Origin of the sequence: Cellulomonas marina (assembly GCF_900111925.1) — a bacterium.
GTDB classification, from domain to species: Bacteria; Actinomycetota; Actinomycetes; order Actinomycetales; family Cellulomonadaceae; genus Cellulomonas; species Cellulomonas marina.
Map to the genome: position 1 here is coordinate 69,377 of NZ_FOKA01000003.1, position 12,794 is coordinate 82,170.

At 75.7% G+C, this 12,794-nt stretch carries 10 protein-coding genes; 4 read left to right on the top strand and 6 right to left on the bottom strand.

What is annotated here, in order from left to right; translation table 11 throughout:
- Nucleotides 1–50: 50 nt before the first annotated feature.
- The 4 genes from BM048_RS04385 (at nt 51) to BM048_RS04400 (ending at nt 5,168) form a co-directional block, all read left to right on the top strand.
- The gene (locus BM048_RS04385; RefSeq protein ID WP_090031283.1) at nt 51–1,532 is read left to right on the top strand and encodes an alpha,alpha-trehalose-phosphate synthase (UDP-forming); all 1,482 of its coding nucleotides are present in this window, start codon (nt 51–53) and stop codon (nt 1,530–1,532) included.
- Nucleotides 1,525–2,388: a trehalose-phosphatase gene (gene otsB, locus BM048_RS04390; protein ID WP_239078601.1), complete on the top strand. Its 864-nt coding sequence runs from the start codon at nt 1,525–1,527 to the stop codon at nt 2,386–2,388. The genes BM048_RS04385 and otsB overlap by 8 nt, the downstream gene beginning before the upstream one ends.
- A gap of 235 nt (nt 2,389–2,623) precedes the next feature.
- The gene (locus BM048_RS04395; protein ID WP_090031056.1) at nt 2,624–3,745 is read left to right on the top strand and encodes an ABC transporter ATP-binding protein; all 1,122 of its coding nucleotides are present in this window, start codon (nt 2,624–2,626) and stop codon (nt 3,743–3,745) included.
- A gap of 115 nt (nt 3,746–3,860) precedes the next feature.
- A complete protein-coding gene (locus tag BM048_RS04400; RefSeq protein ID WP_090031057.1) occupies nt 3,861–5,168 on the top strand; it encodes a DUF4032 domain-containing protein in 1,308 nt (435 codons plus the stop codon).
- 57 nt (nt 5,169–5,225) lie between these two features.
- Here the strand turns inward: BM048_RS04400 and BM048_RS04405 are convergent, their stop codons facing one another.
- The 6 genes from BM048_RS04405 to BM048_RS04430 form a co-directional block, all read right to left on the bottom strand.
- Nucleotides 5,226–6,440: a ScyD/ScyE family protein gene (locus tag BM048_RS04405; protein WP_090031058.1), complete on the bottom strand. Its 1,215-nt coding sequence runs from the start codon at nt 6,438–6,440 to the stop codon at nt 5,226–5,228.
- Nucleotides 6,441–6,537: 97 nt separating this feature from the next.
- Nucleotides 6,538–7,860 (bottom strand): MFS transporter, encoded by a 1,323-nt coding sequence (locus BM048_RS04410; protein WP_090031059.1) that lies wholly within the window; start codon nt 7,858–7,860, stop codon nt 6,538–6,540.
- A complete protein-coding gene (locus BM048_RS04415; RefSeq protein WP_090031060.1) occupies nt 7,857–9,251 on the bottom strand; it encodes an alpha-amylase family glycosyl hydrolase in 1,395 nt (464 codons plus the stop codon). Before BM048_RS04415 ends, BM048_RS04410 begins: the two co-directional genes overlap by 4 nt.
- Entirely contained in the window at nt 9,248–10,288 is a 1,041-nt protein-coding gene (gene rlmB / locus BM048_RS04420; RefSeq protein ID WP_090031061.1) for a 23S rRNA (guanosine(2251)-2'-O)-methyltransferase RlmB, read from the bottom strand. The genes BM048_RS04415 and rlmB overlap by 4 nt, the downstream gene beginning before the upstream one ends.
- A complete protein-coding gene (gene cysS / locus BM048_RS04425; RefSeq protein WP_090031062.1) occupies nt 10,288–11,799 on the bottom strand; it encodes a cysteine--tRNA ligase in 1,512 nt (503 codons plus the stop codon). The genes rlmB and cysS overlap by 1 nt, the downstream gene beginning before the upstream one ends.
- On the bottom strand, nt 11,796–12,716 hold the full coding sequence (locus BM048_RS04430; protein ID WP_175499267.1) for a LysR family transcriptional regulator: 921 nt from the start codon (nt 12,714–12,716) through the stop codon (nt 11,796–11,798). Before BM048_RS04430 ends, cysS begins: the two co-directional genes overlap by 4 nt.
- Nucleotides 12,717–12,794 lie beyond the last annotated feature (78 nt).

Here is a 12,794-nt window from a genome sequence, read left to right on the forward strand (position 1 = left end):
AGAACCGCACCGACGGCACGACCGACGGCCCCGACGGCAGCACGGCCGACCTGGCCCCCGGGGACGGCTACGAGCTCGTCGTCGTCGCCAACCGCCTGCCCGTCGACGTCACGCTCGGCGAGGACGGCGAGCCGAGCTGGACGCGGTCCCCGGGCGGGCTCGTCACGGCCCTGTCCCCCGTCATGGCCAAGGCCGACGGCGCCTGGGTGGGCTGGGGCGGGTCCCCGGACCTGGCGCTGGACCCCTTCGACGTCGACGGGACCCGGCTGGTCCCGGTCGCGCTGAGCGCCGACGACGTCGCCACGTTCTACGAGGGCTTCTCCAACGACACGTTGTGGCCGCTCTACCACGACGTCATCGCGCCGCCCGCGTTCCACCGCAACTGGTGGGACTCCTACGTGACGGTGAACCGGCGCTTCGCGGCGGCCGCCGCCGAGCAGGCCGCGCCGGGTGCGACGGTGTGGGTGCAGGACTACCAGCTCCAGCTCGTCCCGGCGATGCTCCGCGAGCAGCGCCCCGACCTGCGGATCGGGTACTTCCACCACATCCCGTTCCCGCCGCTGGAGATCTTCGCGCAGCTGCCGTGGCGGCGGCAGGTCGTCGACGGCCTGCTCGGCGCGGACCTCATCGGCTTCCAGCGCGCCGGCGACGCGAGCAACTTCGTGCGGGTGGTGCGCCGGTACACGGACCTGCCGACACGCGGTCAGGTCATCACGGTGCCGCGGCCGGGGGCGGTGGACCGCCAGGTGCGCGCCTCGGCGTTCCCCATCTCCATCGACAGCGGCGCGTTCGACGAGCTGGCCCGCACGCCCGAGGTGCAGCAGCGGGCGCGGGAGATCCGCCACGACCTGGGCGACCCGAAGGTGCTCCTGCTCGGCGTCGACCGGCTCGACTACACCAAGGGGATCATCCACCGCATCAAGGCCTTCGGCGAGGTCCTCGAGGACGGCACCCTCGACCCGCAGGACGTGCGCCTCGTGCAGGTGGCCAGCCCCAGCCGCGAGAACGTCGAGGCGTACCAGCAGCTGCGCGACGAGGTGGAGCTGCTCGTCGGGCGCATCAACGGCGACCACGGCGCCGTCGGCCACACGCCGATCCAGTACCTGCACCAGTCCTTCCCCATGGCCGAGATGGCGGCGCTCTACCTCGCGGCGGACGTCATGCTCGTCACGGCCCTGCGCGACGGCATGAACCTCGTCGCCAAGGAGTACGTGGCGGCGCGCAACGACGAGCGGGGCACGCTCGTGCTCTCGGAGTTCACGGGTGCGGCCGACGAGCTGGCCGGCGCCGTGCTCATCAACCCGCACGACATCGACGGCCTCAAGGACGCCATCGTGCGGGCGGCGACGATGGAGCCGCGGCAGGCGCGCACCCGCATGCGCCGCCTGCGCCGTCGAGTGCTGGAGCACGACGTGACGGCGTGGTCGGAGCAGTTCCTCGGCGCCCTGCAGGCCGAGCCCGCGGCGCCGGGCCGGGCGCTGCCCGACCCGGGGGCGACGGAGGGACGGGACCTGGTGGTGGGACGTGGCTGAGACGGGGACGACGACGGGCGTGACGACGGGCACGACGACGGGCCCGTCAACCGGAGCCACGGCCGACGCCGCCGCGGTCGCGGCCCTGACGGCGCTCGCGGGCGACGCCGACGCGCGCCCGCTTCTGGTGGCGCTCGACTTCGACGGCGTCCTGGCCCCCCTGCAGGACGACCCGTCGGCGTCGCGCGCGCTCCCGGCCTCCGTGGCCGCCCTCGCGCGGCTCGGGCAGGTGCGCGGCGTGCACCTCGCGCTGGTCAGCGGCCGGGCGATGGCCGACCTGCAGGCCCTCGCGGAGGTGCCGGTCGGGACGGTGCTCGTCGGGAGCCACGGCTCCGAGCGCGCCCGGACGACGTCCTTCGGCCTCGACCGGGCCGTCGTGCGCCTCACCGACGTGCAGCAGGACGCGCTGGCCGACCTCGGGGCGCAGGCGGCCGCCGTCGCGCGCGGCCGCGACGGGGTGTGGGTGGAGACGAAGCCGGCGGCCGTCGTCGTGCACACGCGCCTGGCCCCGCGCGAGGTGGCGGCCGTGGCCGAGGGCGAGGCGCTCGACCTCGGGGCGCGGCTCGGCGTGCACGTGCTGCACGGCAAGGACGTCGTGGAGATGAGCGTGCTCGACGCGGACAAGGGGAAGGCCGTCCTCGCCCTGGTGCGCGAGCTGGGCGCCCGCGCCGCCGTTTACGCCGGCGACGACGTCACGGACGAGAACGCGTTCCGGGCGCTCGCCGGGGCCGCCGACGAGGTGCGCGGGCTCACCGTCAAGGTCGGCCCGGGCAGCACCGTCGCCGCTCACCGGCTCGCCGACCCCGAGGCCGTCGCGACGGCCCTCACCGCGCTGGCCGACGCGCTCGGCGCCTGACGCCCGCCCCTTCCGGGTCGGCGTGGAACCGGCCGGTCAGGAGCGGGCACGGTGCACGTCGGCGACGGGCTGCGGAAAGCGCTCGCCGCGCATGTTGTCCGTCTCACCCGCTCGTGTGCCATGATGGCGCCACGTCCGCGGCTCCCTGGCCGCGGTCGGTGTCAGAGCAGACACGCTGACACTCTTCACGACGGATCGTCCGGCACGTACCTGCCGGTGGAGGGATGTACCAGTCATGGCTACGGTCACCTACGACCACGCGACCCGGCTCTACCCGGGCTCGGAGCGCCCCGCGGTCGACGCGCTCAACCTGCACATCGAGGACGGCGAGTTCCTCGTCCTCGTCGGCCCCTCGGGCTGCGGCAAGTCGACCTCCCTGCGCATGCTCGCGGGCCTCGAGGACGTCAACGCCGGCCGCATCCTCATCGGCGACCGCGACGTCACGGACGTCCAGCCGAAGGACCGGGACATCGCGATGGTGTTCCAGAACTACGCGCTGTACCCGCACATGACGGTCGCCGACAACATGGGCTTCGCCCTGAAGATCGCCGGCACGCCGAAGGCGGAGATCCGCACCCGCGTCGAGGAGGCCGCCAAGATCCTCGACCTCACGCAGTACCTCGACCGCAAGCCGAAGGCGCTCTCCGGCGGTCAGCGCCAGCGTGTCGCCATGGGCCGCGCCATCGTGCGTCAGCCCCAGGTGTTCCTCATGGACGAGCCGCTGTCGAACCTCGACGCCAAGCTCCGCGTCCAGACGCGCACGCAGATCGCCTCGCTGCAGCGCCGCCTCGGCGTCACGACGGTCTACGTCACGCACGACCAGACCGAGGCCCTCACCATGGGCGACCGCATCGCGGTCCTCAAGGACGGCCTGCTGCAGCAGGTCGGCACCCCGCGCGACATGTACGACACCCCGGCCAACGTGTTCGTCGCCGGCTTCATCGGCTCCCCGGCCATGAACATCGGCACGTTCCCGGTCCAGGGCGACGCGGCGGACCTCGGGCAGGCGCACGTCGTGCTCCCGCGCGAGGCGGTCTCGGCGATCTCCTCGGAGGACAAGGGCCAGATCACCGTCGGCTTCCGTCCCGAGGCGCTCGACGTCGTGCCGCAGGGCACGGCGGACGCCATCCCGGTCGTCGTCAACATCGTCGAGGAGCTCGGCTCCGACGCGTTCGTCTACGGCAGCCTCGGCCGGGGCGTCGCGGGCGAGGTGCGCTCCGGCGCCGGCGACTCGCAGGTCATCGTGCGCGTCGACCCGCGCCAGGTCCCCGGCAAGGGCGAGACGATCCACGTCCGCATCCGCCCGGGCGAGCAGCACCTGTTCCACGCGGGCAGCGGCGAGCGCATCAGCGCCTGACGTCAGCGTGTGCGGAGGGGCGGGACCGGGTCGCCGGTCCCGCCCCTCCGTCGTCCCCGCGCGCCCACCCACGGCGTGGGACGCTGGTGCCACCCCCGCCCGACCCGAGGACGTCATGAGCCCCACGCCCCCGCGCCTGCAGATCACCGCGGCGACCACCGACCCCGCGCTCCTCGACCTGCCCTGGCACGTGCCGCTCGAGCAGTGGCCGTCCGAGGTGCTGGCCGCGCTGCCCCGCGGCATCTCGCGGCACATCGTGCGGTTCGCGCGGCTGTCCGGCGGCGTCGTCGCCATCAAGGAGATCGGCGAGACCGTCGCCTACCGGGAGTACGAGCTCCTGCGCCAGCTCCGCAAGCTCGAGATCCCCGGCGTCGAGCCGCTCGGCGTCGTCACCGGTCGCCACGCGCCCGACGGTGAGCCGCTCGAGGCGTGCCTGCTGACCCGCCACCTCAGCTTCTCCCTGCCGTACCGCGCGCTGTTCAGCCAGTCGCTGCAGCCGGACACCGCGACCCGCCTCATCGACGCCCTCGCGGTGCTGCTCGTGCGGCTGCACCTCGTCGGCTTCTACTGGGGCGACGTCTCGCTGTCGAACACGCTGTTCCGCCGGGACGCGGAGACGTTCGCGGCGTACCTCGTCGACGCCGAGACGGGCGACCTGCACGACAAGCTCTCGCCCGGGCAGCGGTCCTACGACCTCGAGGTCGCCCGCGTGAACATCATCGGCGAGCTCATGGACCTGCAGGCGGGCGCGTTCCTGTCGGAGGACGTCGACGCGGTGGAGATCGGCGACGCCATCGTCGTGCGCTACCAGGAGCTGTGGCGCGCCCTCACCGAGCGCGAGTCGTTCTCCTACGGCGACCGGTGGCGCGTGCAGCAGCGCATCGACCGCCTCAACGACCTGGGCTTCGACGTCGGCGAGCTCGACATCACCACCGACATCGACGGCACGACCGTGCGCATCCAGCCCAAGGTCGTCGACGCCGGCCACCACTCCCGGCGCCTCATGCGCCTGACCGGCCTGGACGTGCAGGAGAACCAGGCGCGGCGGCTGCTCAACGACCTCGACGAGTACCGCGCCGCGACGGACCGGCAGATGGAGGACGAGTCCTTCGTCGCCCACGACTGGCTCACGGACGTCTTCGAGCCGGCCGTGCGGAAGGTCCCGCGGGAGTTCCGCAAGAAGCTCGAGCCGGCGCAGGTCTACCACGAGCTGCTCGACCACCGGTGGTTCCTGTCCCAGCAGCAGAACCGGGACGTGCCCATGAAGGAGGTCGTCAAGAGCTACGTGAAGACCGTCCTGCCCACCCGGCCCGACGAGCAGGCCGTCCTCGGCGTCAGCGCCGAGGACCTGCGCGAGACGGAGACGGGCTCGATGCCCCGTGTGCACCCCGACGAGGTCGACGGGGACATGCTCATCGGCTGACGCGGGTGGCCGCAGCGGGGGTGGCGTGCACGGCGGCACACCACCCCCGCGACGGGCTCAGCCCAGCGGCACGCGCACGACGGAACCGGCCGGCGTGGAGCCCGGCTGGAGGCCGCTCAGCACGTCGGTCGTGACCCACAGGTCCTTCCCGACGACCTCGACGGCCCCGGGGAACGGCACCTCGACGGCGGTCGTCGGGGTGCTCGTCCCGCGAGCCACCACCGAGACGCGTCCGCCGAACAGCTCGGCCACGTAGACGTCCCCGGAGCCCGACACGGCGAGGTTCGTCGCCCCGGCGAAGCCGGTCGCCACCAGCCGCAGCTCACCCGTCGCCGGGTGCACCCGCCACACGGACCCGCGGGCACCGAGGCTCGGGTCCTCGGGACCGCCGGGCAGCGTCGACACGTAGAGCCAGCCGTCCGGGCCGAGCTCGACGTCCGTGGGCACCGCCTCGAAGGAGTACGGCGTGCCGAAGGCGCAGCTCGGGAAGCCGAAGGCGGCGTAGGCCTCGTCGGGCAGGACCGCGGGCTGCGGGGGCAGCGCGGCGAGCGGCGTGACCTGGCCGCCCTGCACCTTCCAGATCGTGTTCGCGCCCGCGTCGGCGACGTAGAGCACGTCGCGGACGGTCGTCGTGGCGTACGGGTGCGAGTACGTCTCCCCGGTGTAGGTGGCGCCGCCCACCTCGGCGGGCACCTGCGCCGCGCACGCCTCGTCGACCTCGAGCAGGCCGTACTCGGTGTCGCCGTCGGGGTCGAAGGCGACCTCGGCCGCCCAGGTGTCCGCCACCGTCTTCGTCCCGCCCCAGACGTTGCGCTCCTTGACCACGGCCGAGGTCTCCCGACTCTCGGCGTACGTGACGCGGCCGGACGGCGTGACGGAGAGCGCGCCCAGCTCCGCGCCCGGCTCGAGCTGGGTGCCGACGCGCGTGACCGTGCCGGCGGCGGCACCCTGCGTCTTCACCGAGGACATCAGGCCGGCGAAGTTCTGCGACACGAGCACCGTGCCGTTGGGGCGGACCGCGAGGGACAGGGGGCTGAGCAGGCCCTGGGCCTCGACGTCGGGGGCGGCCGTCGGCGGTGCGGCCACGGCGGGCAGGGCGAGCGACCCGCCGAGCGCGAGCGCGGCGCAGGTGCCGATCGCGGCGGCCAGGGTGCGGGTGCGGGTGCTGGTCCTGGTGCGGGTGCTCGTGCGAGTGCTGGTGCTGGTGCCGGTGCTGGTGCGGGTGCTGGTGCGGGCGGTCGGCAGCGCCGACCGGCGGGTGGTGCGCGTCATCGCGGGTCTCCCGTGCGGTAGCAGCAGCGTCCCCGGCACGCCAGGGGCGCTCGGACGCGCGCACCGTACAGCCGGCGTCCAGGCGGCTGCCAGGGTGCTAGCCCCGCCCCCGTCGCAGCGCCTGCCGCAGCGGCGGCACCACCGTCCCCTGCTCCGCCAGCAGCGCGCGCGTGCGTCGTCGGGCGCGCAGGAGCGCCACCACCCCGACCGCCCACATCGGGTACTGCACCGCCATCGCCCAGCGGAACGCGTCCAGCGTGTAGGTGTCGGGCGTCCCCGCGCCCTGCAGGTCCAGCGCGACCCCGACCAGCGCCAGCGCCACGAGCGCCGACACGAACCCGCCGCTGTTGACGATGCCCTGGGCGCTGCTGATCCGCTCGGGCGGGTTGAACGAGCGCGCGTAGTCCAGCCCGACGAGCGACCCCGGCCCGCCGGAGGCGAGCGCCAGCACGAGGACGACGAGCAGCCAGGACGGCGCCGGCCCCGGCCGCAGCAGCACCGTCGTCCAGGCGGCCGCCTGGACCGCGACCACCGCGAGCACCGCCCACGACCGCCGCAGCGGGTGCCGCCCCGTGAACCGGCCGATGAGCAGCCCGGCCACGATCCCGGCCAGCACGAACAGGACGAGCAGCCCCTGCGCGGCCCCGTCCGTCAGGCCCTCCCCCGCCGTCAGGTACGGGAAGCCCCACAGCAGGGCGAACGTGTGCGCCGGGAAGGGCGCCACGGCGTGCGTCCACAGGCCCAGCCGCGTCCCCGGGTGCGACCAGGCCGCGGCGAGCCGGCCCCGCACGTGCCCGCCCGGGTCGGTGGCGGCGGCCGCGGCCACGCTTCGCGGCCCCTCGCGCACGGCCAGGGCGACGAGCAGCGCCCCCAGCGCCAGCGCCGCCCCGAGCCCGAGGAAGGCGGGCTCCCAGCCGGCCTCGTCGAGCACCGCGCGCAGCGGCACGACGCTGACGACCTGCCCCAGCTGCCCGACGATGCCGGTCACCTGCACCATGAGCGCCGTCCGGTGCACCGGGAACCAGGCGACGACGAGGCGCAGGACGGCCACGAACACCGTCGCGTCGCCCGCCCCCACCAGCGCGCGCGCCGCGATGGCGGCCGGGACGGCGGTCGCGGTGGCCAGCACCACCTGCCCCACGGCCATGGTGACCACGCCGACGAGCAGCACCCGCCGGGTCCCGAACCGGTCGAGCAGCACCCCCACCGGCACCTGCAGGGCGCCGTAGACCGCGAGCTGCAGCACCGCGAACAGCGACAGGGTGCCGGCGGAGACGCCGAACCGGTCCGACGCCTCGATCCCGGCCGCCGACAGCGACGTGCGGCTCGTCACCGCCAGCCCGTAGACGAGCAGGCCGACGCCCCAGACGAGCCACGCCTGCCCCGGGACGGCGCGTGCGGCGCCCGCGGGGGTGGTCACGGGTGCGTCAGCACCGCCCAGCCGTGCGGCGGCAGCACGACCGTGCGGCCGCCGTCGGCGAGCGACCCGGTCCCGGCGGCGAGCGCGGCCGGCCCGGCGGCGAGGGCTCCCGGCAGGTCGGCCGGCAGGCCCCAGCGCACCTCGGCGTCGTCGGTGCTCAGCACGAGCAGGACGCCCTCGTCGGGCCCGGCGTCCGGCGCCCCCGCCCGCGGCGCGAGCGCGACGACGAGCAGCGGGTTGGACACGTGCCGTACCGACAGCTCCGCGTCGTGCAGCCACGGGTGGCGCCGCCGGAGACCGACGAGCTCCTGGTGGCGGTGCAGCACGGGCAGGCCCACGGGGCTGAGCTCCGACGGCGTGGCGGGGAACGCCGGCCGGACCGCGTCGTCGCCGCCCGCGCGGTCCTCCTTCACACCGGTGAACCCGTGCTCGTCGCCGGCGTAGACGCACGGCGTGCCGGGCACGGTCAGCAGGAGCGCGAGCGCGTGGTCCAGGTGGCGCGGGTCGCTCAGGCGGCTGGCGATGCGGGTGACGTCGTGGTTCCCGACGAAGGTCAGCGGGACGAACGCCTCGGTGAACTCCGCGTGCCGGCGCAGCGCGTGCGCGAGCTCCCACGCGTTGCCGTCCTCGAGCGAGCTCCAGGTCGCCTTCCACAGCTCGTACTGCGTGACGGCGTCCATCCCGGAGGCCGCGACGATCCCCGCGTAGTCGCCGTGGATCACCTCGCCCACGACGTAGACGTCGGGGTGGGCCGCCCGGACCGCGGTCAGCACCGGCGCCCAGAACGCCGGCGGCACGGCGTAGGCGGCGTCCAGGCGCCACCCGTCGGCGCCTCGCTCGAGCCAGTACCGCATGACGTGCTCGACGTGCGCCGCGACGGCGGGCTCGTCGTGCGCGAGGGCGACGAGCGCGCCGTGCCCCTCGAAGTCGTCGTGGGCGGGGTGGCCGCCACCGTCCGCGGCGGACGGGTCCGGCCAGCGCAGCCGGAACCAGCGGGCGGCCGGCGACGACGGGCCCTCCGCGAGGGCCTGCCGGTACTCGCCGAAGTCCTCGCCGACGTGGTTGAAGACGCCGTCGAGCACGACCCGCAGGCCCCGGGCGTGCGCGGCGGCGAACAGCGCGACGAGGTCCGCCTCGTCGCCGAGCCGCCGGTCGACGGCGAGGTGGTCCGTCGTGTCGTACCCGTGCGTGCGTGAGGCGAACACCGGCCCGAGGAGGATCCCGGACGCCCCGAGCGACACGGCGTGGTCGAGCCACGGCTCGAGCGCGGACAGCCGGTGACGCACCTCGCCCTCGGGGACCTCGTCGGCCGTCCGCTCCGCGCCGAGGAAGCCCAGCGGGTACAGGTGGTAGAGGACCGCGTGCCGGACCCAGCCCGGCTCGGGGCTCACGCGGGGACCGGCCCGCGCTGGCGGGCCACCTCGTACAGCGCGATGCCCGCGGCGACCCCGGCGTTGAGCGACTCGACCGCGGACGCGATCGGGATGGAGGCGACCACGTCGCACTGCGCCCGCACGAGCCGGCTCAGGCCCTTGCCCTCCGACCCGACGACGAGCACGACGGGGTCCCCCGCGTAGGGCATCTCCGCCAGCTCCGTGTCGCCGCCGGCGTCGAGCCCGACGACGAACAGCCCCGCGCTGCGGTAGTCCTGCAGGGTCCGCGCGAGGTTGGTCACGCGGGCCACGGGCACGCGCGCGGCGGCCCCCGCCGACACCTTCCACGCCGCGGCCGTCACGCCGGCCGCGCGCCGCTCGGGCACGAGCACGCCGTGGGCCCCGAAGGCGCCGGCCGACCGCAGCACCGCACCGAGGTTGCGCGGGTCCGTGACCTGGTCGAGGGCGACGAGCAGGGGCGGCCGGCCCGAGGCCTCGGCGGCGTCGAGCAGGTCGTCGACGTCGGCGTAGTCGTAGGGCGGCACGACGAGCGCCACGCCCTGGTGCACCGAGCCATCGGTGAGCCGGTCGAGCTCCGTGCGCGACACCTCGAGCAGCGGACGGCCGGAGTCCGCCGCGATGGCGATGATCTCGCGGGTGCGGTCGTCGGCCTCGAGCTTGGCGGCGAGGTACACCGTGGTCACGGGGATGCCCGCGCGCAGCGCCTCGAGCACGGAGTTGCGACCGGAGATGGTCTCCGTCGCCCCCGCGCCGCGCGCCGACCCCCGGGCCTTGCCGCCGCCCGCACGGCCGCCTGCACGGCCGCCGGCCACACGCGCGCCGCCGGCACCCGCACCCGGCCGCGCGCCCGCCGCGGCGGCGCGCTCGGCGGCCACCTTGCGCTGGTGCGCCACGTGGTAGACGCGGTCCTCCGCCTTCGGCGTGGGGCCGCGCCCCTCGAGGGACCGGCGGTTCTTGCCGCCGGTGCCCGTCGTGGCGCCCTTCTTCGAGCCCGCCTTGCGGGTGGCCCCGCGCCGCTGGGAGTTGCCGGCCATCAGTCCTCCGTCGTCGTGGTCTCGGCGGCGCCGGCCGGGGCCGCGAGGCTCCAGCGGGCGCCGGCCGGTGAGTCCTCCACCGCGATGCCGGCGGCGGTGAGGCGGTCGCGGATCGCGTCCGCGGTGGCCCAGTCCCGGGCGGCGCGCGCCTGGGCGCGCGCCTCGAGCTCGGCGCCGACGACCGCGTCCAGCGCGCGGGCGGCCCGGTCGTCGCCCGCGCCCCGGCCGGCGGCCCACTGCGGGGACGCCGGGTCCAGGCCGAGCACGTCGAGCATGCCGCGCACGGCGACGACGGCGGTGCGCGTGGCCGCGGCGTCGCCGGCCGCGAGCGCGGTGTTGCCGGCCTTGAGGTGCTCGTGCACCACCGCCAGCGCGGCGGGCACGTTGAGGTCGTCGTCCATCGCGGCGGTGAAGGCCTCCGGCAGCGCGGCGAGCAGCACCTCGTCGTCGTCCACCGCCCCGACCGCCTCCGTGGCCCGCGCGACGAACCCGGCGAGCCGCTCCCACGTCGCCCCGGCCTCGCGCAGGATGTCGTCGGTCCACTCGAGCATGGACCGCAGCTGCACCGCCGTCAGCGCCAGTCGGACCACCGGCGCGGGGGTCGTCCGCAGCACGGCGTCGACGAGCAGCCCGTTGCCCAGGGACTTGCTCATCTTCGCGCCGCCCTGCGTGACCCAGCCGTTGTGCACCCAGTACCGCGCGAACCCGAAGCCGGCCGCCCGGCTCTGCGCCTGCTCGTTCTCGTGGTGCGGGAAGCGCAGGTCGAGGCCGCCGCCGTGGATGTCGAACGTCTCCCCGAGGTAGCGGTGCGCCATGGCGGAGCACTCGAGGTGCCAGCCCGGCCGCCCCCGGCCGAACGGGGTGTCCCACGCCGCCGTCGCCGGCTCGCCCGGGCGCGGCGACTTCCACAGCGCGAAGTCGTGCGGGTCGCGCTTGCCGGGCGTCGCGCGCTCGTCGAGCGGCTCGTCGTCGGGAGCCGGCTCCCCCGCCGCCGGGCCTTCGTCGTCGGGCGAGGGGACCATGTCCTCCAGCCGCTGGTGCGTCAGCTCCCCGTAGGCGGGCCAGGAGCGCACGTCGAACCACACGTCGCCCGGCGCGGTGGCGTAGGCGTGCCCGCCCTCGACCAGCCGCTGCATGAGCGCCACCATGTCGGGCACGTGCCCGGTGGCCCGCGGCTCGTACGTCGGCGGCAGGACGCCGAGCGCGTCGTACGCGCGCGTGAAGGCGCGCTCGTTCGTCAGCGCCCACGCCCACCACGGCTCCCCCGCGGCGGCCGAGCGGGCCAGGATCTTGTCGTCGACGTCCGTGACGTTGCGGACGAGGGTCACGCGGTAGCCGGAGCGGCGCAGCCAGCGCACGAGCACGTCGAACGCGACCGCCGAGCGCACGTGCCCCACGTGGGGCGGCGCCTGCACGGTCGCGCCGCAGAGGTAGACGCCCACCTGTCCCGGCACGACGGGTTCGAACGGCCGCACGCTGCGCGTGGCGGAGTCGAAGAGGTGGAGGGTCACCGCCCCAGGCTACCGACGTCCACGCCCCGGGCCGTCTCGACGAGCGCCGCCAGCACGAGGGCGACCACGCGGCGCTGGGCGCGGTCCGGCCGCTGCAGCGCGTCGACCCGGCGCGCGGCACGCACCCCGACGAGCGGCACGAGGGCGAACCGGCCCGCCGCGGCCAGCCCGGAGGTGTACCGCGGCAGCAGGGAGACGCCGTGCCCGGCGGCGACGAGGGCCTCGACCACGTGGAAGTCGTTGGACCGCTGCACCACGCGCACCGGCGCCCCGGCCGCGGCCTCCACCGCCGCCAGCACCCCGGCCACCGGGAAGCCCTCCTGCACGGCCACCCACGCCTCGTCCACGAGATCGGCCGGCGTCAGGGCCGTGCGCCCGGCCAGGGGGTGGTCCAGGGGCAGCGCGACGTCCATCGGCTCCCGCAGCAGGGGGGTGACGACGAGCCCGGCCGGCCAGGCTGCGCCGTCCTCGGGCCGGTGCGCCACGACGACGTCCGCCTCGGCCGTCAGCGCGGGGTACGCCGCCTGGCTGACGTCCTCGTCGGCCAGCTCGACCCGCACCCCCGGCCACGTCGCCGCCCGCGTGAGCAGGCCCGGCGCGAGCATCTGCGCGGCGGAGGCGAACAGGGCGACGCGGACGGTGCCGGTGGGCCGCTCGGCGAAGGCGTCGACGGCGGCCCGCGCGCGAGCCAGGGCCGTCAGGACGTCCGCCCCCGCGTCCGCCAGCGCGTGCCCGGCCGGGGTGAGCCGCAGGCCCCGGCCGTGGCGCTCGGTCAGCGGGGTCGGGCCGACGGACCGCTGCAGCGCGGCCAGGGACTGCGACACCGCCGAGGGCGTCAGGTGCACGGCGGCCGCGGCGGCGGTCACCCCGCCGCGGTCGCGCACGGCCCGCAGGACCTCCAGGTGCCGGGTCTCCACGCCGCGCACCCTAGCGGCGCGACGTGTCACCGTGCAGCGACGCTGCACGATCCGTTCACCACCTCGTGATGGTGCTGC

Coding starts and splice junctions, on each gene's coding strand:
- BM048_RS04400 (WP_090031057.1), top strand. CDS start 3,861: ATGAGCCCCACGCCCCCGCGCCTGCAGATCACCGCGGCGACCACCGAC.
- BM048_RS04405 (WP_090031058.1), bottom strand. CDS start 6,440: ATGACGCGCACCACCCGCCGGTCGGCGCTGCCGACCGCCCGCACCAGC.
- BM048_RS04395 (WP_090031056.1), top strand. CDS start 2,624: ATGGCTACGGTCACCTACGACCACGCGACCCGGCTCTACCCGGGCTCG.
- rlmB (WP_090031061.1), bottom strand. CDS start 10,288: ATGGCCGGCAACTCCCAGCGGCGCGGGGCCACCCGCAAGGCGGGCTCG.